This window comes from Neisseria sp. HMSC70E02, assembly GCF_001838645.1.
GTDB classification, from domain to species: domain Bacteria; phylum Pseudomonadota; class Gammaproteobacteria; order Burkholderiales; family Neisseriaceae; genus Neisseria; species Neisseria macacae.
The window spans coordinates 5,606-26,608 of the sequence record NZ_KV838110.1 but is presented as its reverse complement, the minus strand read 5'-3'; the positions used below and the strand labels follow the sequence as shown (position 1 = coordinate 26,608).

At 54.0% G+C, this 21,003-nt stretch carries 18 protein-coding genes; 15 read left to right on the top strand and 3 right to left on the bottom strand.

What is annotated here, in order from left to right:
* The first annotated feature begins 74 nt into the window (after window positions 1-74).
* From HMPREF3277_RS09300 to katA, 13 genes are all read left to right on the top strand, one after another.
* Window positions 75-650: a hypothetical protein gene (locus HMPREF3277_RS09300; protein WP_070870947.1), complete on the top strand. Its 576-nt coding sequence runs from the start codon at window positions 75-77 to the stop codon at window positions 648-650.
* A gap of 282 nt (window positions 651-932) precedes the next feature.
* Window positions 933-1,454 carry a M23 family metallopeptidase gene (locus HMPREF3277_RS09295; RefSeq protein WP_070870946.1) on the top strand — a complete coding sequence of 174 codons (522 nt, stop codon included), beginning with the start codon at window positions 933-935 and terminating at the stop codon, window positions 1,452-1,454.
* 24 nt (window positions 1,455-1,478) lie between these two features.
* Window positions 1,479-2,363 (top strand): peptidase, encoded by an 885-nt coding sequence (locus HMPREF3277_RS09290; protein ID WP_070870945.1) that lies wholly within the window; start codon window positions 1,479-1,481, stop codon window positions 2,361-2,363.
* 40 nt (window positions 2,364-2,403) lie between these two features.
* On the top strand, window positions 2,404-3,771 hold the full coding sequence (murF, locus tag HMPREF3277_RS09285; protein WP_070870944.1) for a UDP-N-acetylmuramoyl-tripeptide--D-alanyl-D-alanine ligase: 1,368 nt from the start codon (window positions 2,404-2,406) through the stop codon (window positions 3,769-3,771).
* Window positions 3,772-4,050: 279 nt separating this feature from the next.
* Entirely contained in the window at window positions 4,051-5,133 is a 1,083-nt protein-coding gene (mraY, locus tag HMPREF3277_RS09280) for a phospho-N-acetylmuramoyl-pentapeptide-transferase (RefSeq protein WP_070870943.1), read from the top strand.
* Window positions 5,134-5,351: 218 nt separating this feature from the next.
* Complete coding sequence (locus HMPREF3277_RS09275; protein ID WP_070870942.1) at window positions 5,352-6,644, top strand: valine--pyruvate transaminase; 1,293 nt, start codon at window positions 5,352-5,354, stop codon at window positions 6,642-6,644.
* A gap of 139 nt (window positions 6,645-6,783) precedes the next feature.
* The gene (locus tag HMPREF3277_RS15645) at window positions 6,784-7,008 is read left to right on the top strand and encodes a hypothetical protein (RefSeq protein WP_019270888.1); all 225 of its coding nucleotides are present in this window, start codon (window positions 6,784-6,786) and stop codon (window positions 7,006-7,008) included.
* A gap of 35 nt (window positions 7,009-7,043) precedes the next feature.
* Complete coding sequence (locus HMPREF3277_RS15640) at window positions 7,044-8,204, top strand: TonB-dependent receptor (RefSeq protein WP_349251562.1); 1,161 nt, start codon at window positions 7,044-7,046, stop codon at window positions 8,202-8,204.
* 60 nt (window positions 8,205-8,264) lie between these two features.
* Window positions 8,265-9,005 (top strand): TonB-dependent receptor, encoded by a 741-nt coding sequence (locus HMPREF3277_RS15635; RefSeq protein WP_246830793.1) that lies wholly within the window; start codon window positions 8,265-8,267, stop codon window positions 9,003-9,005.
* Between the two features lie 215 nt (window positions 9,006-9,220).
* Window positions 9,221-9,985, top strand: a complete 765-nt coding sequence (locus tag HMPREF3277_RS09265) for an ABC transporter ATP-binding protein (protein ID WP_070870941.1) — start codon at window positions 9,221-9,223, stop codon at window positions 9,983-9,985.
* Window positions 9,986-10,135: 150 nt separating this feature from the next.
* Entirely contained in the window at window positions 10,136-11,047 is a 912-nt protein-coding gene (locus HMPREF3277_RS09260; RefSeq protein ID WP_246830792.1) for an iron-siderophore ABC transporter substrate-binding protein, read from the top strand.
* Complete coding sequence (gene fhuB, locus HMPREF3277_RS09255; protein ID WP_070870940.1) at window positions 11,041-13,008, top strand: Fe(3+)-hydroxamate ABC transporter permease FhuB; 1,968 nt, start codon at window positions 11,041-11,043, stop codon at window positions 13,006-13,008. The genes HMPREF3277_RS09260 and fhuB overlap by 7 nt, the downstream gene beginning before the upstream one ends.
* A 299-nt stretch (window positions 13,009-13,307) precedes the next feature.
* Window positions 13,308-14,822, top strand: coding sequence for a catalase KatA (gene katA / locus HMPREF3277_RS09250; protein ID WP_070870939.1), 1,515 nt, complete (start codon window positions 13,308-13,310; stop codon window positions 14,820-14,822).
* 152 nt (window positions 14,823-14,974) lie between these two features.
* Here katA and mscL read toward each other — a convergent pair whose 3' ends face one another.
* The 3 genes from mscL to HMPREF3277_RS09235 all read right to left on the bottom strand — a co-directional run bounded on the left by mscL (window position 14,975) and on the right by HMPREF3277_RS09235 (window position 18,107).
* Entirely contained in the window at window positions 14,975-15,415 is a 441-nt protein-coding gene (mscL, locus tag HMPREF3277_RS09245) for a large conductance mechanosensitive channel protein MscL (RefSeq protein ID WP_070870938.1), read from the bottom strand.
* A gap of 284 nt (window positions 15,416-15,699) precedes the next feature.
* Window positions 15,700-16,488, bottom strand: coding sequence for an enoyl-ACP reductase FabI (gene fabI / locus HMPREF3277_RS09240; protein ID WP_070493481.1), 789 nt, complete (start codon window positions 16,486-16,488; stop codon window positions 15,700-15,702).
* A 179-nt stretch (window positions 16,489-16,667) separates the two neighbouring features.
* Complete coding sequence (locus HMPREF3277_RS09235; protein ID WP_070870937.1) at window positions 16,668-18,107, bottom strand: MFS transporter; 1,440 nt, start codon at window positions 18,105-18,107, stop codon at window positions 16,668-16,670.
* Window positions 18,108-18,257: 150 nt separating this feature from the next.
* Between HMPREF3277_RS09235 and HMPREF3277_RS09230 the strand changes: the two genes are divergently transcribed.
* Together HMPREF3277_RS09230 and HMPREF3277_RS09225 are read left to right on the top strand one after the other, a co-directional pair.
* Window positions 18,258-19,079, top strand: a complete 822-nt coding sequence (locus HMPREF3277_RS09230) for a fimb protein (RefSeq protein ID WP_070870936.1) — start codon at window positions 18,258-18,260, stop codon at window positions 19,077-19,079.
* A 237-nt stretch (window positions 19,080-19,316) separates the two neighbouring features.
* Window positions 19,317-20,876, top strand: coding sequence for a TerC family protein (locus HMPREF3277_RS09225; protein ID WP_003776248.1), 1,560 nt, complete (start codon window positions 19,317-19,319; stop codon window positions 20,874-20,876).
* Window positions 20,877-21,003 lie beyond the last annotated feature (127 nt).

The window sequence follows — 21,003 nt, the reverse complement described above, 5'->3', positions numbered from 1 at the left end:
CCAGATAATTCCTTAAGGCCATTGGCAAATAGGAAATTACACATTACTCCATCTCACTTTTAATAGGCAAAAATATGCAACGTTATACTCCTTTATTCAATGCTTTACTTGCAGCCGTCCCTTACTTAACCCGTGAAGATTTACCAAAAGCTCCTCCGGCTGAAGATGAGGATTTGGTGTGTGATTGGTTATTTAAGCATTTAGGTTGGTATAGCGAATCAGGTGAATGGCATTATGCTGATCATCAATTTATGGATTATATGGAATGGAAAAATCCATATTTGGAATTAGAGCGGTTTTATCCTATACAAAAACTGGGTATTGAAATAGATACGACAGAAATTGATGACGAAGTTTGCGATCGTACAGTAGCAGCATTTTGCACTCAAGAAGGCATTGCCGTGCCGGATGAAGAAGATGAATTGGACGAGCTTTGTGAGAGTGATGAGATGAATATGTTTGCGATGTTCAATGCCCATATCTTTGTTTCAGATGCTTACGATGCATTGCTTAAGCCCCATGGGCTTCGGCTAATAGATATTGGTTATACCGAAAATGCCTTCCTACTGATGGTAAAAGATGATGATGAGGCAGTGGGAAATGTGGAGCAGGCACTGATCGATTTGGGATATGTCGATATTGAAGAGTAATTTTTGAGTATATACAGACAGAGAGGAGTCACCTTAGGGCAGAGAAGTTTTGCTGTACTTCGTATTCGACTTATCGATTCCACTATAAATTTGACAACAATGTAATCAATTTTCAGACGGCCCGGCAGCCTTAAGGTCGTCTGAAAACGTTTATCCCCCACAAAATAAAAGCAACACAACCCACGCATTACGGCACGTCAGCCATTAAACCCATCACAGTTGTTTCAGACGACCCTGATTTGGAATTTTAAAGGTCGTCTGAAAAACGAGGAGACCGATTTGATGCTGAAAATGCCGACAAAAACCCTTTTCATCAGTGCAGTCATGATTTTATTTGCAGGCTGTACCACCAAACAACTGCCGCGTCCGAACGCCGAAATTGCCGAACTGAGGGCGAAAGAACCGCCGGCGGCGCAAAGCCTGCCCAATCCTGTTAAAGGCAAGCGTTTTGACGACACTTGGGGCGCAGCGCGCAGCCAGGGGCGCAGACATGAAGGTGTGGATATTTTCGCCAAGAAAAACACGCCGATACGCAGCACGACGCCCGGTATCGTCACCAAAATCGGGCGTAACCGATTGGGTGGCAAAGTCATCGGCATCCAAGGGCCGGGCGCATGGCACTACTATGCCCACCTCAACAAATTCGCCAGCGTCCGCCTGTATGAACGCGTGAAAGAAGGACAGGTCATCGGCTATGTCGGTAAAACCGGCAACGCTAAAACCACGCCTGCCCATTTGCACTACGGCGTGTATCTGCCAAGTGGTGCGATTAATCCGTATCCGTTGATTGATCAGGACAAATAGGTCGTCTGAAAAAAGAGTAAAGAGATGAATGCAAAAAAATTGGTCAAGGCAACGAACATTATCGGTATGGTAGCAGTGACACTGCTGGTGTACTGGGTGTTCGCGTTGATATTGATTCAAGTCTTCGGACTCAAGGTGTTCCGTGAACACATTACAGAAATTTTCCTGATGAGTATTTTGGGGATTTTGGCTGTGATGGGCGGTACGTTGATGCTGAACATCATGTTGAATCTGACCCGTATTGCCGAGCGCGGGCAGGAAGAAGAAGTCCGTGGCGGTAGGAAAACTGTATATCTGCTGTTGGCGGTATTTCCTATTTTGGCGGCGTTGCTGTTCGGCGGCAATTACCTGACTATTCGGCAAAAACGGGATATCTTAACCCAATCGTCGGAGCGCATCGTCAAAGACAATCCTGCTCAAATAGCTGCATTGACAGATTACCGTTTCGATTTGGCGTATATTAAAAAATCGTCAGAAATCCTTGATTTGATGGCTAAAGATGATTTGTCGTTCAAATCTGCCATGATTATCGTGCAGGATAAGATCGACAACAAACCGGTTTATCTGGCTTTTTCAGCCGATTCCCGCCTTAACGTAGGTGGCGAAGCTGTACCTGCCGCCAGTCAAAATGAAGCTGTACCTGCTGCCAATCAAAATGTAGAAGGTAATGATAATTTTGTCATGGATCGAAATGGTGAGAAAGTGATGGTCAAGAAAATGGACTATGTCTATTCTCCGAATTTGAAGGAGCGCGAATACCTGCAAAAAGTATTTGCCGGACAAACTCAGGAAATGCGCTATGAAGCGGAAGACGGTCATTACAGCCTCTGCCATCCTTACCGTAAAAACGGTAAAACCATCGTATTGTGTTTCTCCGATTATCAAGAGTATGGAAAAATCGGTAGTTGAGTGTCAAAAAACTGTCTGAAAAAAACAAACGAAAGAAACCATGAAACCACTAGACCTAAATTTCATCTGCCAAACCCTCAACCTTCCAACGCCGTCTGAAAACAAACCCGTATCGCGCATCGTAACCGACAGCCGCGACATCCGTGCGGGCGATGTGTTTTTCGCTTTGGCGGGCGAGCGGTTTGACGCGCATGATTTTGTTAAAGACGTATTGGCTGCGGGTGCGGCGGCGGTTGTGGTTTCGCGCGAAGATTGCGCTGCAATGGACGGCGCGTTGAAAGTCGATGACACGCTTGCCGCGTTGCAAACGCTGGCGAAGGCGTGGCGCGATAATGTGAACCCGTTTGTGTTCGGCATTACCGGTTCGGGCGGCAAGACGACGGTGAAGGAAATGCTGGCTGCGGTATTGCGCCGCCGTTTCGGCGATGATGCCGTTTTGGCAACGGCGGGCAACTTCAACAACCACATCGGCCTTCCGCTGACTTTGTTGAAATTAAACGAAAAACACCGCTATGCCGTGATCGAAATGGGTATGAACCATTTCGGCGAGCTGGCGGTTTTGACGCAAATCGCCAAACCCGATGCCGCCTTGGTCAACAACGCCTTGCGCGCCCATGTCGGCTGCGGTTTTGATGGCACGAACGATATTGCCAAGGCGAAAAGCGAGATTTATCAAGGCTTGGGCGAAGACGGATTGGCTTTGATTCCGTGCGAAGACGAACATGCCGTCGTGTTTCAGACGGCCTCACAAGGTCATCAGCAGAAGACTTTCGGCATCGATAGCGGCGATGTCCACGCGGAAAATATCGTGTTGAAACCTTTATCGTGCGAATTTGATTTGGTGTGCGGCAACGAGCGCGCAGCCGTAGTATTGCCCGTTCCCGGCCGCCACAATGTCCACAACGCTGCCGCTGCCGCTGCGTTGGCTTTAGCTGCGGGTTTGAGTTTGAACGATGTGGCGGAAGGTTTGAAAGGCTTCAGCAACATCAAAGGTCGTCTGAACGTCAAGTCCGGCATCAAAGGCGCGACTCTGATTGACGATACTTACAACGCGAACCCCGATAGCATGAAAGCCGCGATTGACGTGTTGGCGCGTATGCCTGCACCGCGCATTTTTGTGATGGGCGATATGGGCGAACTGGGCGAGGATGAAGCCGCCGCCATGCACGCCGAAGTCGGCGAGTACGCCCGCGACCAAGGCATCGAAGCGGCTTATTTTGTCGGCGACAACAGTGTCGAAGCGGCAGAAACGTTTGGCGCAGACGGTTTGTGGTTTGCCGCCAAAGACCCGTTGATTCAAGTGTTGAGCCACGATTTGCCCGAACGCGCCACCGTGTTGGTGAAAGGTTCGCGCTTTATGAAGATGGAAGAAGTGGTCGAGGCATTGACGGACAAAGAGGTCGTCTGAAAATGAAAAGCCTTATTGCTGATTGGTGCGAAATTATCCGATTTGCGTGATTGAGAAAGACGCTAACACCACCGCTGCTCAATAATGCTTCCATCTCTCTAAACAACGGAAACGGGTTCGCTAGAAGCCTACATTGAGAGTGAACTTCAGCAGGCGCTGACTGTCATAAGCAGCTTGATAATCAACAAAGGTCGTCTGAAACTTTTTCAGACGACCTCAAAACCAAAATTTAAAACGGGCGATAAGCCCAATGTAACAACAAAAACAAAAGGAAGCCCCATGTTTTTATGGCTTGCACATTTCAGTAACTGGTTGACCGGTCTGAATGTCTTTCAATACACCACATTCCGCGCCGTCATGGCAGCTTTGACCGCTTTGGCGTTTTCCCTGCTGCTCGGTCCGTGGACCATCCGCAAACTGACGCAATTAAAAGTCGGACAGGCAGTGCGCACCGACGGGCCGCAAACCCACCTCATCAAAAACGGCACGCCGACGATGGGCGGTTCGCTGATTCTGACCGCCATCACCGTGTCCACCATCTTGTGGGGCAACTGGGCGAACCCGTATATTTGGATTCTTTTGGGCGTATTGCTCGCCACGGGTGCGCTCGGTTTTTACGACGACTGGCGCAAAGTTGTCTATAAAGACCCCAACGGCGTTTCTCCCAAATTCAAAATGGTTTGGCAGTCGAGCGTCGCCATTATCGCCGCGCTTGCCCTGTTTTACCTTGCGTCCAATAGCTCCAACAACATCCTGATCGTTCCCTTCTTCAAACAAGTCGCCTTGCCGCTGGGCGTAGTCGGCTTTGTCGTCCTGACCTATCTGACCATCGTCGGTACTTCCAACGCCGTCAATCTCACCGACGGCCTTGACGGACTTGCCGCCTTCCCTGTCGTCCTCGTTGCCGCCGGTCTTGCCATCTTCGCCTACGCCAGCGGACACTCGCAATTCGCCCAATACCTGCAACTGCCTTATGTTGCAGGCGCGAACGAAGTCGTGATTTTCTGTACCGCCATGTGTGGCGCGTGTCTCGGATTTTTGTGGTTCAACGCCTATCCCGCGCAAGTCTTCATGGGTGACGTCGGCGCGCTGGCTTTGGGTGCAGCACTAGGTACCGTTGCCGTCATCGTCCGCCAAGAGTTCGTCCTCGTCATCATGGGTGGATTATTTGTCGTTGAAGCCGTGTCCGTTATGCTTCAGGTCGGCTGGTATAAGAAAACCAAAAAACGCATCTTCCTGATGGCGCCTATCCACCACCACTACGAACAAAAAGGCTGGAAAGAAACCCAAGTCGTTGTCCGCTTCTGGATTATTACCATCGTCTTGGTGTTAATCGGATTGAGTACGCTGAAAATCCGCTAAGTCGCTTTCCTTATTCCCGACGTTCACATTTTCAGACGACCTGATGAGATTCATCAGGTCGTCTGAATTTTTAAGAGGGCAGGGCAGATGGATTGCCGTCACATATTCTTGCGATGTTGGGACAATGGTACGTCAAACCCGCCACATTCATTTTCAGACGACCCCTCACCATATCAAGCTGATATAATCCCCGCCAATCATATTTACACGGAGTCATCATGCAGTTCTCGGCATTCGGTGAAAAATTCACGCAACACAGTGGCATCCTGCAACTTATGGACGACCTCGGCGACGCGCTCAAAAGCGATAAGCCCGTCAACATGCTCGGCGGCGGCAATCCGGCGCGGATCGCCGAAGTCAATGCCGTGTTCGCCGACGTATTTTCCAAGCTGGCGGCGGAACACGCCGTCGAGAACATCGGCAACTACTCCAACCCCCAAGGCGATGCCGCGCTGATTGACGCGTTGACCGCCTTCCTCAACCGCGAATACGGCTGGAACTTGACCGCCGACAATATCGCGCTGACCAACGGTTCGCAGAACGCGTTTTTCTATCTTTTCAACCTCTTCGGCGGCAAATTCAAGGTTTCAGACGACCTTTCCGTAGAGAAAGCCATCCTGCTGCCGCTCGCGCCCGAATACATCGGCTATGCCGACGTGCATGTCGAAGGGCAGCACTTCGTTTCCGTCAAACCGAAAATCGAAGCTGTCGAACACGAGGGCGAAGAAGGCTTCTTCAAATACCGCGTGGACTTTGACGCGCTGGAAAGCCTGCCGGAACTCAAAGCGGGCAAAATCGGCGCGATTTGCTGTTCGCGCCCGACCAACCCGACCGGCAACGTGCTGACCGACGGCGAAATGGCGCGGCTGGACGCTTTGGCGCAAGAACACGGCATTCCGCTGATTATCGACAACGCCTACGGAATGCCGTTCCCCAACATTATTTACAGCGACGTGACGCTGAATTGGCACGAAAACATCATCCTCTGCTTCAGCCTTTCCAAAGTCGGCTTACCGGGCGTGCGCACCGGCATCATCGTCGCCGCGCCCGAAGTCGTCAAAGCCGTCAGCAGCCTGAACGCGATTGTGAACCTGTCGCCCACCCGCTTCGGCGCAGCCATCGCAACGCCGCTGTTGCAGGACGGCCGTCTGAAACAGCTTTCAGACGACGTCATCCGGCCGTTTTACCGCAATCAGGCGCAAACCGCCGTCTCGCTGCTCAAGCGCGAGCTGGGCGCGTATCCGCTGAAAATCCACAAGCCCGAAGGCGCGATTTTCCTGTGGCTCTGGTTTGAAAACCTGCCCGTTTCATCGCAAACCCTGTACGAAATGCTCAAAGCCGAAGGCACGCTGATTATTCCGGGCGAACATTTCTTCGTCGGCATCGACACGCAGGATTACCCGCACGCCTGCGAGTGCATCCGCATGAGCATCGCTCAGGACGCGGAAACGCTGGAAAAAGGCATCGCCGCCATCGGCAGGGTGGTGCGCGGTTTGTACGACGCGGCGTAAACGGTAAAGTTGACAGCCATTCAGTCAAAAGGTCGTCTGAAAACAGTTTCAGACGACCTTTTATCATTTATTTTTTTGAAATGAAATTAATTCTCTTTTAAAATTCATCATTACGACCGACTTTTGAAAGAAAATACAAATGATTAAGCCCGCTTCCAGACTCAGCATCCTCAGCCTCTCCCTCCTTGCCGTTTCGGCGGCATTTGCCTCAGACGAACCCCAAGTCCGAGAAACCGCCGAACTCGAAACCATCACCGTAACCGCCAGCGCGGACGCATCCAAGGGCGGTTTGATTCCTGCATTTAAGGGCGGACAGGTGGCGCGCGGCAGCCGCGTGGGTATTTTGGGCAATAAAAAAACCTAGAATCGCCGTTCTCCAATACTGCTTACACCAATAGGCTGATTCAAGACAAACATGCGCGCAGCGTCGGCGACGTACTGCAAAACGACCCGACCGTCCGCGTTGCGCGCGGTTACGGCAATTTTCAGGAAGCGTATTTCATACGCGGCTTTGCCGCCGAATCGGACGATACCATGTACAACGGCCTTTACGGCATCCTACCGCGCCAATACATCGCCACTGAGCTTTTCGAACGCGTGGAAGTCCAGCGCGGCGCATCCGCCTTCTTAAACGGCATGGCGCCGGGCGGCAACAATATCGGCGGCACGGTATCCGTATTGCCCAAACGCGCGTCCAATGAAGGATTGAACCGGCTGACTGCCAATTACGGCGCGGGAAAACGCGGTGGTTTGGCGGCGGACGTGGCGCGCCGTTTCGGACAAAATCAGGAATTCGGCGTGCGCGTCAATGCGGCGCACCATAACGGCAAAACCGCAATAGACGACGAAAAATCCAAACTCAGCCTGGTCAATGTCGGCCTAGACTGGCGCAATGAAAATGCCCGCCTGTCCGCCGATTTGGGCTGGCAGGACAACAAGCTCAAATCCACGCGTACCAATGTTACCCTGTCAGGCCTGACCGCCGTGCCGGCCGCGCCTGATGCCTCGTCCAACTGGGCGCAGCCGTGGACGTATTCCAACGAGCGCGACTGGTTCGGCACCATGCGAGGCGAATACGATTTCAACGACAAGCTGACCGCCTACGCCGCCTACGGCTTCCGCCGCAGCAAGGAAAACAACTCCTTGGCAAACCTGACCGTCAGCAACATCAACGGCAACGGCTCGATTTACCGCTTCGACAACGCGCGTAAAGACAAAATTGATACGGGCGAAGTCGGTTTGCGCGGCAAATTCAACACCGGCGCGGTAGAACACGAATGGGTTGCCGCCGCCAACCGTTTCCAATCCTCGCGCAAAAACGCTTACATCATGGATTGGGGCAACCAATATACGACCAACCTCTACAACCCGTCCCGCTATCCGCAACCCGCAGCCGCCGACCCGCTGTATTCGGGCAACGACATGGGCAATCCTGCCGTTACCGGCAAAACACGTCTGACCAGCTTCGCCCTGGGCGACACCTTCAGCCTTTGGGACAAACGCCTGCAATTCATGCTCGGGGCGCGCTGGCAGCAGGTACATAACAAGGCTTACGCCTAGAATACGGGCGCGCAAACCGAAAATTACAAAAAATCGCGCCTCAGTCCCGCCGCCGGCGCGGTGTACCGCATCACGCCGAATTGGTCGGTGTACGGCAACTACATCGAAAGCCTGGGACAAGGCGCGACCGCAGGCTCGACTGCCTCCATCAACGGCCGGGCCTACGCCGTCAGCAATGCCGGCGAATCGCTCAAACCCTATGTTTCCAAACAAAAAGAAATCGGCACGAAATTTGAAGCCAACGGCTTCGGCGCGGGATTGGCCCTGTTCCACACCGACAAACCGCGTTCGCTTTACGTTGCCGAAAGCAGCAACACCGCCCGCTTCACCTCCGAAGGCAAAGACCGCCACCGGGGCGCGGAAATCACCGTTTACGGGGAAGTCGCACAAGGTGTGAAGCTCTTGGGCGGCATTACCCTGCTCGATGCCAAGCAGAAATCTACCGGCTCGTCTTCAACTGACGGCAAACGCACCATCGGCGCGGCTAAAACCCAAGCCAACATTGGCTTGGAATGGGAAGTGCCGAAAGTGCAGGGTTTGGCATTTGACGGACGCATGGTTTACACCGGTTCTTCTTACGCCGATGCGGCCAATACGCTTAAAGTCGGCGGCTGGACGCGCTTCGACCTCGGCGCGCGCTACCGCACCCAAATCGGCAGGCACGAAGCCACCTTCCGCGCCCGCCTCGATAATGTTGCCAACAAGAAATACTGGGCATCCGTCGGCGGATACCCTAACAACGGCTACCTGAACGCCGGCGCACCGCGCAGCTTCACCCTGTCGGCTTCGGTCGATTTTTAAGGGACGGGCGGCAAACGGCCTCCAACGATCCAAAGGTCGTCTGAAACGTTTTCAGACGACCTTGGAGCCTGGGGCGTCCGACTTTGCCCTACGCTTTCGGACAACCGCCGTAAAACTCCGCCTTTGCGGCATCGGCGCCGACAACGGGCAATGGGTTTTGCCGCTCCGCCGCTTTCTCCAAATAACGTCAAACCCACCAAAAGGTCGTCTGAAACGTGTTCCAAATCCAAAACGCCACCTTCGCCATACCCGGCCGCTCGCTGCTGCACGACATCAGCGTCAACTTTTCCCCTAACCGCGTGTACGGCCTCATCGATCATAACGGCTCGGGCAAGTCCACGCTGTTGAAACTGCCCACCCGCCAGCATGAACCCGCAGGCGGCAGGATATTGCTGAACGACAAAGAAATACGCGCCTATTCCGCCCGCGCATACGCCAAAGAAGTCGCCTATCTTCCGCAGCACCTGCCTGCCGCCACCGCGCTGACCGCGCGCGAGCTGGTTATGATGGGGCGTTATGCCTGGAGCGGGCTTTTAGGGCGCACGAACGATGCGGACAGACAGGCGGTGGAACAGGCGTTGCGGCTGACGCATACGGAAAAATTTGCCGATCAAATCGTCGATACGCTTTCGGGCGGCGAACGTTCGCGCGTCTGGCTGGCGATGTGCCTGGCGCAGCAAAGCCGCTTTTTGCTGCTGGACGAACCGCTTGCCGCTTTGGACATCGCCCACCAAATCGACGTGATGGCACTGGTGCGCAAGCTGTCTCGCGATTTGGGTTTGGGCGTCATCATCGTCATCCACGACATTAATCTGGCGGCGCAGTATTGCGATGAACTGGTCGCGCTCAAACAGGGACGGCTATTAAAAACGGGCAAACCCGCCGACATCATGACCGCAGAAGTGTTGAAAGACATTTACAGCGTCGATATGAACATCATCGCCCATCCTGAAAACGGCCGCCCCGTGGCATTGCCTTGACGCAGGCAAGCCGTCCCGCCGCATAAGCTCCGACCATAAAATCCGCCGCCCGAATCCAAACCGGATGACATTGCAGACCATTGTGGAATACCTGTATCCGATATGTTTCAGACGACCCTTTATTCAAAAACCGAAAGACCTTCCAAGCTGATGTCCCACCGCTTTTCAGACGACATTCCCCGCCTTGCCGCACGGCTGTTTTTTACCGCCGCCCTCCTGTTTTCCCTGCCTGCCCCCGCCGCACCGCGCGTGGCGACTTCGGACTGGACGGTCGCCGAAACACTGACGGCGATGGGGCATCCGCCCGTCAGCGTCGCCGACCGCCGCGTGTACGATACCTGGGTGAACCATCCGCCGCTGCCCGCTGCCGTCAAGGAAGCGGGGCTGCGCTTCCAGCCGAATTTGGAGCGGCTGTATCAGATAAAGCCTGATTTTTTCGTGCAATCTTCCTGGTATGCCGCCGCCAAGTCCCAGTTTGAAAAAATCGCCCCGGTACGCGAAGTGGATTTCGGCACGGCAAAAGGCATCGAATATGCCCACACGGTCGAAGCCACGCGCAGGCTGGGTAAAATCATCGGCGACCCTGCCGCTGCCGAAAAGCTGATTGCCGGTACGGAAAACCTGTTTGCCCGCGCCAAACCCGCGCTTTCGGCATATCGCGGCCGCCCGTTTGCGGTGGTGCAGTTTGCCGACGGGCGGCATTTGCGGATTTACGGCAAGACTTCGCTGTTTCAGGCCGTGTTCGACAAATTGGGGCTGAACAATGCCTGGACGGGCAAAAGCAACGAATGGGGTTTCGAAAACATCACGCTTTTAGATTTAGCAAAGCTGCCGCCGGACACGCTGCTGATCATCGTCAAACCGCATCCTCAAAATACACATGCAACGCTCGAAAAAAGCGCGCTTTGGCAACGCCTGCCGTTCAGCCGCCCTGCAAACCGCCGCATCTTCGAGCCGTCGTGGAGCTACGGCGCACTGCCGTCCATGCAGCGTTTCACTTTGCAACTGATGCGTTCGATGTCGTCTGAAAACCCGTCCGCACAAAAGGAAGCCGCATGGTAAAGATTTTCAGACGACCCCTGCCTATCCTTGCCGCCGCGTTGGCAATATCGTGCGCGCTGACGGCGTTTTGGATATTGAAGCTGGAATGGACGCTGCCGTGGCTGCGGCTGTTTGACCGTCCCGACAGCCTGCCTTTGGACGCGCTGATGGTGCAGAACAACACCCTGCCCCGCATGGCGATGGCGCTGCTCGCGGGCGGCAGTACGGCGATGGCGACCATGCTGATGCAGCAGTTGATGCGCAATCCGCTCGCATCCGACAGTACGCTGGCAGTTAGCAGCGGCGCGCAGGCGGCTTTGGTGGCGGCGACCGTGTTCGCCCCTTCCTTCCTTGCCTACGGTACGTCCGCCGTGGCGTTTGCCGGCGCAGCGGCGGCTTTGGGTGCGGTATTGCGGCTGTCGGCACGGCGCGCCCTGCAACCGCTCAGCGTCGTGCTGGCGGGTTTGGTGGTCAGCCTGTATCTGGGTTCCCTCACCGGTATTGTGATGCTGTTTTTCAGCGAAGAGACGCGCGGCGTGATGCAGTGGGGAAGCGGCTCCCTGGTGCAGGACAGTTGGCGCGATACGTTGGGGCTTTTGTGGCGGATTGCCGTTGCCGCCATACTTACCGCCTTTTTAATCAAACCGTTAAACATCATGAGCCTGGGCGACACGCAGGCGGAATCGGCAGGCATACCGGTGAAGAAAATCCGCCTGCTGTCTTTGGCGGTTGCTGCATTTTTGAGTGCGGGCGTGGTCGGCTTTGTCGGCATGATGGGCTTTGTCGGATTGGCGGCGGCGACGCTGGTGCGGCAAATGGGCGTACGCACGCTGTCCATGCGCCTGATTTGTTCCTTCATCGTCGGCGCACTGCTTTTGATGCTGACGGACAACGGCCTGATGCTGCTGAAACACTACCGCGGCACCGATCTACCCGCCGGCGCTGTAACTGCCCTCGTCGGCGCGCCGCTTTTGTTGTGGCTGACGGCGAAAGCACCTCCGCGTCCTTCGTTTCAGACGACCTCCGATATTTCAACCGCCGCGCTGCACGTCCCGCGCCTCTTGCGCTTTCTGCCGCTTATCGCCGTCGCCGTATCGGTATTGGCGTTTACGGTCGGACGCTATGACGAAACCCTGCGCCTGACCATAGACCCGGAATATTTCGTATTCCGCTACCCGCGCGTGCTGCTCGCCGCCGCCACCGGCACCATGCTCGCGTTGACCGGTGTCATACTGCAAAGGCTGACGCAAAACCCGATGGCGGGACCCGAACTCTTGGGCATCAGCTCCGGAACGGCATTCGGCGCGATGGCGGTAGTGATGCTGTTCGGCATTACCTCGGGCAGCGGCTGGTTTTGGTTGACAGGTATCGTTTCCGCTCTCGTATCCTTGGGGCTGTTGATGCTGTTCAACCGCAAAAACGGATTTACCCCCGAAAAAATCCTGCTTACCGGCATGGCGCTGGCCGCACTCGCCGATGCCGCCATCCGCATTTGGACGGCAAGCGGCGATTTCCGCGTACAACTGCTTTTATTGTGGATGTCAGGTTCGACCTATCAGGCAACGCCCGAATCCGCCCTTACCGTCGGCCTCCTCGCCGTCGCCTCGCTCCTCCTCATCCTCCCGCTGCAACGCTGGCTCGGACTGCTCAGCCTGAACGCGACAATCGCCCGCTCCGTCGGCATCAACGTCCCCCTCGCACGGCTGGTGCTGATCGTCTCAAGCGCAGCGTTAACCGCCTTATCCACCCTGCTTATCGGCCCCTTGAGCTTCGTCGGACTGCTTGCGCCGCATCTGGCCCGTATGCTCGGCGCACGCCTGCCCAAACAGCAACTTGCCGCCGCCGCACTCATCGGCGCATCGGTTATGATGACGGCCGACTGGCTGGGCAGGCAGGTAATGTTCCCTTACGAAGTCCCCGCCGGAATGATGGCCACGCTCATAGGCGGCGCATATTTCATGATGATGATGCGCAAGCTTTAATGCGAACGGAGATACAAAAAGGTCGTCTGAAAACAGTTTCAGACGACCTTTTTCTATTTCATGCATTAATCAATAATAAAAATCTAACAAAAATCAAATCCCAATTAATAATAACAATATTAAATTGAAGTCATAGTTCCAATAGTCAAAATCTTTCTGTATAGTCCTATTCATAGCTTAAACAAAAGGAAAAATAAATGTCGATACAAGAAATTTATGAATGCCAAGAAACAGGCTACGAATATGCTTTTCGGCAAATCGTTTTATAAACCACTGACCATTTCACAAAGGAAATTATTATGACTGTCTCTAAATGCCCCGTAACCCATCTGACCATGAACAACGGCGCCCCCGTTGCCGACAATCAAAACAGCCTGACCGCTGGTCCGCGCGGCCCGTTGCTGGCGCAGGATTTGTGGCTGAATGAAAAACTTGCCGACTTCGTGCGCGAAGTCATCCCCGAACGCCGTATGCACGCCAAAGGTTCGGGCGCGTTCGGTACATTCACTGTGACGCACGACATCACGAAATACACCCGCGCCAAAATCTTCAGCGAAGTCGGCAAGCAAACCGAGATGTTCGCCCGTTTCACCACCGTGGCAGGCGAGCGCGGCGCAGCCGATGCAGAACGCGACATCCGCGGCTTTGCGTTGAAGTTCTATACCGAAGAAGGCAACTGGGACATGGTCGGCAACAACACGCCCGTATTCTTCCTGCGCGACCCGCGCAAATTCCCCGACCTGAACAAAGCCGTCAAACGCGACCCGCGCACCAATATGCGCTCCGCTACGAACAACTGGGACTTCTGGACGCTGCTGCCCGAAGCCCTGCACCAAGTTACCATCGTCATGAGCGACCGCGGCATTCCCGCCAGTTACCGCCATATGCACGGCTTCGGTTCGCATACTTACAGCTTCTGGAACGAAGCGGGCGAACGTTTTTGGGTGAAATTCCATTTCCGCAGCCGGCAAGGCATTAAAAACCTGACCAACGAAGAAGCCGCAAAAATCATCGCCGACGACCGCGAAAGCCACCAGCGCGACCTGTATGAAGCCATCGAGCGCGGCGAGTTTCCGAAATGGACGATGTACATCCAAGTCATGCCTGAAGCCGATGCGGAAAAAGTGCCGTATCATCCCTTCGATCTGACCAAAGTTTGGCCGAAAAAAGACTATCCGCTGATTGAAGTGGGCGAATTCGAGTTGAACCGCAATCCCGAAAACTTCTTCGCCGATGTGGAACAATCCGCCTTCGCCCCGAGCAACCTGGTTCCCGGTATCGGCGCCAGCCCCGACAAAATGCTGCAAGCCCGCCTGTTCAATTACGCCGACGCGCAACGCTACCGCCTGGGGGTGAACTTCCGCCAAATCCCCGTCAACCGCCCGCGTTGCCCCGTCCACAGCAACCAGCGCGACGGGCAAGGCCGTGCCGACGGCAACTACGGCAGCCTGCCGCACTACGAACCCAACAGCTTCGGCCAATGGCAGCAACAGCCCGACTTCGCCGAACCGCCTTTGAAAATCAACGGCGACGCGGCGCACTGGGACTACCGCCAAGACGATGACGACTACTTCAGCCAACCGCGCGCCTTGTTCAACCTGATGAACGACGCGCAGAAACAGGCTTTGTTCGACAACACCGCCGCAGCCATGGGCGACGCCCCCGACTTCATCAAATACCGCCACATCCGCAACTGCCACCGTTGCGCCCCCGCCTACGGCGAAGGCGTGGCGAAAGCCTTGGGGTTGACCGTTGAAGACGCACAAGCCGCCCGCGCGACCGACCCTGCATTGGGTCAGCCAGGTTTGCTGTAAATGGGAGGAGCCATGTGGATAGAGATTGAAGAATGGTTATCCCACGCAATCCGATACCGCAAACCGTAAGTCATTGATATCGGAGAGATACGCAAAACAAAAAGGTCGTCTGAAAATTTTCAGACGACCTTTTATTTCAAATCTTCAAAAGATTATTTTTTGTTCAGAGAGTCGCGGATTTCGCGCAACAGCAATACTTCTTCGCTAGGCTCTGCAGGTGCTTCTTCAACAGGCGCTTCGGCTTTTTTCATGGAGTTCAATGCTTTGATAACGGAGAAAATCGCAGCAGCGATGATCAGGAAGCTGATAACGGAGTTGATGAACAGGCCAAGATTCAGGGTGACGGCACCGGCTGCCTGGGCTGCCGCCAAGTTGGCATAGCCTTCTGCGGGCGCTTGCGCACCGTTTTTCAGAGTGATGAACAGGTTGGAGAAGTCAACGCCGCCGATCAACAGACCGATAGGGGGCATAATTACGTTGTCAACCAAAGATTTAACGATGCCGCTAAACGCAGTACCGACGACCATACCGACTGCCAAGTCGATAACGTTGCCACGCATAATAAACTGTTTGAATTCTGAAGCAATAGACATAAATGTCCTCCTGTATGTTTGTGGATAATAAAGTGAAATTTTTAAAAAAAGTGCGTCCTAAGTGACGGACGGGCTTTTCCAAACCGGCAGGCATGGTATCGTTTTATTCGTTAAATAAAATTCAGAAAAGTTAAAATTTGTTTTTATGACAAAATTCCCGAAATATGCCGCCTTTTATACGAAAAAAGAACCGCCTGAAATAGCTGGTGTACCTTTTTTACACCACTTATTCAGACGGATTTTTGAGTAATAAGTTGTCTTTTTCTACGAAATATTACAAATCATTACGCCTCTTCGTCGTTCAGGGCGTTGATGCTGTAACCGCCGTCAACGTAAGTGATTTCGCCGGTAATGCCTGAAGAGAGTTCGGAGAGCAGGAAGGCGGCGGTATTGCCCACTTCATCGATGGTTACGTTGCGGCCGAGCGGGTTGTGGGAAGCGACGTGTCCCAAAAGTTTGCTTAAATCGGCAATGCCGGAGGCAGCGAGGGTTTTGATCGGACCGGCGGAAATGCCGTTGCAGCGGATGCCTTCTTTGCCCAAGCAGGCGGCGGTAAAGCGGATGCCTGCTTCGAGGCTGGCTTTTGCCATGCCCATAACGTTGTAGTTCGGAATCGCACGAACCGCGCCCAAGTAGCTCAGGGCGACGATGGCGGAGTTTCTGCCGCGCATCATCGGACGGGCGGCTTTTGCCAATGCGGGCAGGCTGTATGCGGAAATTTCGTGTGCGGTGTTAAACGCTTCGCGGCTGATGCTGTCGAGGAAGTCGCCGCTCAAGGCTTCTTTCGGTGCGAAGCCGATGGAGTGGACGAGGCCGTCCAAGCCGTCCCAATGTTTGCCCAAATCGGCGAAAACTTGGTTGATTTCTTCGTCGCTGGCGACATCGCAGCGGAATACGAGTTCGGAACCCAATTCGGCGGCCATTTTGCGGACGCGCTCTTCCAGTTTGTCGACAACGTAGGTGAACGCCAAATCCGCGCCTTGTTCGCGGCAGGCTTTGGCAATGCCGTAAGCGATGGAACGCTCGGAAATCATGCCGGTGATCAGGATTTTTTTACCTTGCAGAAAACCCATTTTTTGTCCTTTAAAGTGTGGTATTGCGGTTTGATGAAACTGGGCATTATAGCAAACTGGGGCGGTTTCGGTATAGAAAAAAAGAGATAACCTGTCGTCCTGACGTTTTTTGCATTTTTTCAGACGACCTCTTTGTGCTGTTTGCGGCTTCTTTCAAATGCCCGTTTAGTACCTTATGTTCAAACTTGCTTGTCCGGTTCGTGGCGTTTCAGGCGCATGGCGAAAAACACCATCACCGCACCCAACACCAACGCGCTGCCCATCGCCAGATGGATGCCGTCGAGCATGGCTTGTTGCGGCGAAGCGGCGGAGGACAGTTTCTCGCCGATATTGGTCGCGCCGACGAAAAATGCCGCGCCGACCGCGCCGGCAATCGGGTTGATGGTGGTCAGAATCGCCGCGCCGTGGGGATTGAGTTTTTTCGGCAGCGCGTTCAAGCCGTGGGTTTCGCCCGTTACGCAGGCGGAGACGGACACCGCCATCAGCGTGAACATGGCGGTCAGCATCATGACTTGCGTGTCAATCCGCAAAAACAGCCATAACACCGCCAGCGACACCGTCAGCATCACCGTGGCGGGCAACACGACAAACCGTCCGCCCTTCTTGTCCAGCAGTTTGCCGAACAAAGGCGCGGCAACCGCTTGGGCGATGCTCGCGGGCATCAGAATCAGCCCCGTCGCCGTACCCGTCAGCATCAGCACTTGCTGCGTGTACATCGGCATCATCAGTTCCAAACCTAAAAACAGGAACACTGCGCCCGCCAGAATCACGACGCAGTGGCGGAACTGCTTATACTCAAACGCCCGAAGGTTCAGCAGCGGCGTCGCCAAGCGGGACTGGCGGTATGCAAACCAGCCTACCAGCGCGACGGAGGCGGCAAACAGCAGGATAAATTCCGCCAGCGGCAGACGGGCGAAATTACTGCTCGCATACACCAGCCCGCCCAAGCCCGCAATCGACAGTACGGCAGACAAAATATCAATCTTCGGACGGCTGATGGTGCTCAAATTAACCGTCAGATACTTGCCCACCAATGCCATCGCCGCCAACATAAACGGCGCGGTAAAGCCGAACAGCACGCGCCAATGCGTGTGGTCGATGATGATGCCCGACAGCGTCGGTCCTATCGCGGGCGCGGCGGTGAACATCATGGTAATCACGCCCATTGCTGTTCCGCGTTTGTTCGGCGGGTAAATCGACAAAACGCCGTTAAACAGGAGCGGCACGAAAAACGCGGCGGACACCGCCTGCACCATCCGCCCCGCGACCAGAATCCCGAAAGTCGGTGCAAACGCGCAAATCAGCGAACCCGCCAGAAACGTCGCCTGCGTAAACAACACCATCTTGCGCGTTTCAAACCATTGAATCACGCCCGCCGTAATCGGCGTGAACGCACCCATCACCAGCAAAAAGCCCGTCGTCAGCCATTGGACGGTGGTCTTATCGACCCCGAAGTCCTTCATAATCGGCGTGAGCGCGACATTTAAAAGCGTGTCGTTGAGATAGCCGAAAAACGCGCCGATAAACAGCGTCGCCACAACGGTTTTGGCAGGGAAATCGGGATTGTCGGCGTGGTATTCGTGAGCCGCATCGTCTGTGTCAATATCGGAAGCGTGCATAACATCATATTGAAATATTTGAGGAATGCGGATTTTAACATGGGATATGTAAAAAAATGTTTATTTGGTTTTCCGCAAAACTTTTATATTCCGATATAATGACGTCTTCAAAAAATCATATTTCAAATAATTACGTTACGGACAAACATTATGGAAAATACTCAACATGTTTCGCGATGGCGTTTCGCCGTGAAAAGCGCCTCGCTGCATCTGCTTGTCAGTCTGGTTTTGGCGGGCTTGGCGGCGCTGCTTGTTTTTGAAGTCTGGTATCCCTTTCCCTATGCCGAACTGACCGGCGGTTTGGATTTGTATAAGTTGGTCGTATCGGTGGATATCGTGTGCGGTCCGCTGTTGACCCTGATTCTTGCCAGCCCCAAGAAAAAAATGCGTGAGCGCGTGGTCGATTTTTCCTTAATCGGCGCGATCCAGCTTGCCGCTTTGATTTACGGGTTGTACAGCGTATCCCTTGCCCGTCCTGTTGCCGCAGCTTTTGAGCGCGACCGTATCAATATTGTGACTGCCGCCGAAATCGATAAGGCGGATTTGGCAAAAGCCAAAGATGGCTTCAAAACCCTGCCTTGGTTTGGTATAGAGCGCGTAGGCGTACGCGAGGCTGCCAATGTCGATGAAGGCAATGAAAGCCTGAGCTTGTCGCTGACGGGTATCGAACCGAGTATGCGCCCGAATTGGTGGCTGCCCGACGGCCCTGCCGAGCGCGAAAAAATCCGCCGCGTGATGAAGCCGTTGTCCGAATTGGCTGCCGCCCGCAATATGTCTGAAGCGGATATCGTCAAATCAGCCAAAGTATCTGCATCCGGCAAACCTTTGTTCTTCCTGCCCCTGACCAGCGGGCGCACGAAAGATTGGGTAGTCATCATGGATGAAAACGCCGATTTTGTGGGTTATGCGCCGATAGACGGTTTTATGACGAATAAAGCCGCGGAGACCAAAACCAAAAAGCAGGTTATTTAAGCGGTTTGGCAGGTCGTCTGAAAACGCAAATTCCAGTTTTCAGACGACCTTTTGCCATCTGCCTTCCAAGCTGCTAAACTATTTACATTATTTTTACTTGAGACATACGCACACATGAAAGACCCAGAGCAGAGCAGCATGACCGCCCGCCGTTTTTCGTGCGTATCGATATGAATCAGGCAGCTTGAGCGTTTCAGGCTGCCTTTTCGCGTTTGAACACAAAGGAATACAAAAATCATGGATTTCAGTTGGTTGGCAGAGCCGCATACTTGGATAGGCTTTGCCACGCTTCTGGTACTCGAAGTCGTCTTGGGGATAGACAACCTCGTTTTCGTCGCCATTTTGGCGAACAAAGTCAAACCCGCTCAACGAGACCGCGCGCGTATTACCGGTTTGGGGCTTGCGGTCGTTATCCGCATCATCATGCTCGGCTTCATGGCACACATCATGACCCTGACGCGCCCGCTGTTCCACATCAGCGGGTTGGACGTTTCCGGCAAAGACATGATTATGCTCGCGGGCGGCATCTTCCTGCTCTACAAAGCCACCACCGAGCTGCACGAACGCCTTGAGGGGCATAACCAGTTTGCCGTTGCCGACAGTCAGAAGAAACACGCGCGATTTTGGAGCGTGGTTGCCCAAATCCTGATTCTTGACGCGGTATTTTCCATCGATTCCGTCATTACTGCCGTCGCCATGGTCGATCACATCGTCGTCGCCATGGGTGCCGTTGCCGTTGCCATGACCGTCATGATTTCCGCCAGCAAACCGCTAACCGAATTTGTGGACAGGCATCCTACCGTCGTCATGCTCTGCTTGGGTTTCCTGCTGATGATCGGTTTCAGCCTCATTGCCGAAGCCTTCCATTTCCACATCCCGAAAGGCTACCTCTACGCCGCTATCGGCTTCTCCATCCTGATTGAAGCGTTCAACCAAATTTCGCAGCGCAACAGCCGCAAAAACGACTACATCAGCAGCTCGTGGCGCAAGCGTACCGCCGAGAACGTCTTGGGCATGATGGGCATACGCGAAAGCGTGCTTGCCAAAGCAGGCGACGAAGCAGAGGATGACGGGCATTTCGAGGAAAACGAAAAATCCATGATACGCAGCGTCCTGACGCTTGCCGAACGCCCCATCCTCGGCGTGATGATTCCCCGTCGCGACATTGAGCGTTTGGACATCTCCCAAAGCCGCGAAGAGCAACACGCCCAACTGCAAAACACCCCGTACAGCCGCCTGCTCGTCGTCGGTAAAGCCGGTGTGGACGAACCGTTGGGCTACATCAACAAAAAAGACCTGCTCGCCCAACTGCTCGAAACCGGCGAACTCAATATTCAAGCCGTCCTGCGCCAGCCGCTCGTCCTGCCGGACAGTACGACTGCATTGGGTGCGATTGAACTGTTCCGCCAAAGCAGCGCGGATTATGCTTTGGTGGTTGATGAATTCGGCGCAGTTTTGGGCATGGTCACCATGAAAGACCTGCTGGAAACCATCGCCGGTGAATTCCCCGAAGAGTTTGAACGCCAAGAAGAACCCGCCGTTCAAGAAAATGCCGATGAAAGCCTGACCGTGGACGGTTCGCTCGAATACGTCGAACTCGCGCCGCAACTCAACCTCCCGCCGCAAGAAGAAGATGCCGACTTCCACACCGTCGCCGGACTGATTATGGAAGAGCTGCAAAGCATTCCCGATGTCGGCGACTTTGCCGATTTCCACGGCTGGCGTTTCCAAGTCGTTGAAAAAGACGGTCAACGCATTGAGCGGGTAAAAATTATCAGGCTGCCTGAAGAAGGATAATCAAATTATCATTGTGAAATAAAAAGGTCGTCTGAAAACCTGAGATTTGGGTTTTCAGACGACCTTTTGATATTGAAGTCGGATTGATTTGATACTGTATAGTGGATTAAATTTAAATCAGGACAAG

Bases quoted from the DNA above. Each gene is read 5' to 3' on its own strand.
- HMPREF3277_RS09300 (WP_070870947.1), top strand. From the start codon at position 75: ATGCAACGTTATACTCCTTTATTCAATGCTTTACTTGCAGCCGTCCCT.
- HMPREF3277_RS09295 (WP_070870946.1), top strand. From the start codon at position 933: ATGCTGAAAATGCCGACAAAAACCCTTTTCATCAGTGCAGTCATGATT.
- HMPREF3277_RS09290 (WP_070870945.1), top strand. From the start codon at position 1,479: ATGAATGCAAAAAAATTGGTCAAGGCAACGAACATTATCGGTATGGTA.
- murF (WP_070870944.1), top strand. From the start codon at position 2,404: ATGAAACCACTAGACCTAAATTTCATCTGCCAAACCCTCAACCTTCCA.
- mraY (WP_070870943.1), top strand. From the start codon at position 4,051: ATGTTTTTATGGCTTGCACATTTCAGTAACTGGTTGACCGGTCTGAAT.
- HMPREF3277_RS09275 (WP_070870942.1), top strand. From the start codon at position 5,352: ATGCAGTTCTCGGCATTCGGTGAAAAATTCACGCAACACAGTGGCATC.
- HMPREF3277_RS15645 (WP_019270888.1), top strand. From the start codon at position 6,784: ATGATTAAGCCCGCTTCCAGACTCAGCATCCTCAGCCTCTCCCTCCTT.
- HMPREF3277_RS09260 (WP_246830792.1), top strand. From the start codon at position 10,136: ATGTCCCACCGCTTTTCAGACGACATTCCCCGCCTTGCCGCACGGCTG.
- fhuB (WP_070870940.1), top strand. From the start codon at position 11,041: ATGGTAAAGATTTTCAGACGACCCCTGCCTATCCTTGCCGCCGCGTTG.
- katA (WP_070870939.1), top strand. From the start codon at position 13,308: ATGACTGTCTCTAAATGCCCCGTAACCCATCTGACCATGAACAACGGC.
- mscL (WP_070870938.1), bottom strand. From the start codon at position 15,415: ATGTCTATTGCTTCAGAATTCAAACAGTTTATTATGCGTGGCAACGTT.
- fabI (WP_070493481.1), bottom strand. From the start codon at position 16,488: ATGGGTTTTCTGCAAGGTAAAAAAATCCTGATCACCGGCATGATTTCC.
- HMPREF3277_RS09235 (WP_070870937.1), bottom strand. From the start codon at position 18,107: ATGCACGCTTCCGATATTGACACAGACGATGCGGCTCACGAATACCAC.
- HMPREF3277_RS09230 (WP_070870936.1), top strand. From the start codon at position 18,258: ATGGAAAATACTCAACATGTTTCGCGATGGCGTTTCGCCGTGAAAAGC.
- HMPREF3277_RS09225 (WP_003776248.1), top strand. From the start codon at position 19,317: ATGGATTTCAGTTGGTTGGCAGAGCCGCATACTTGGATAGGCTTTGCC.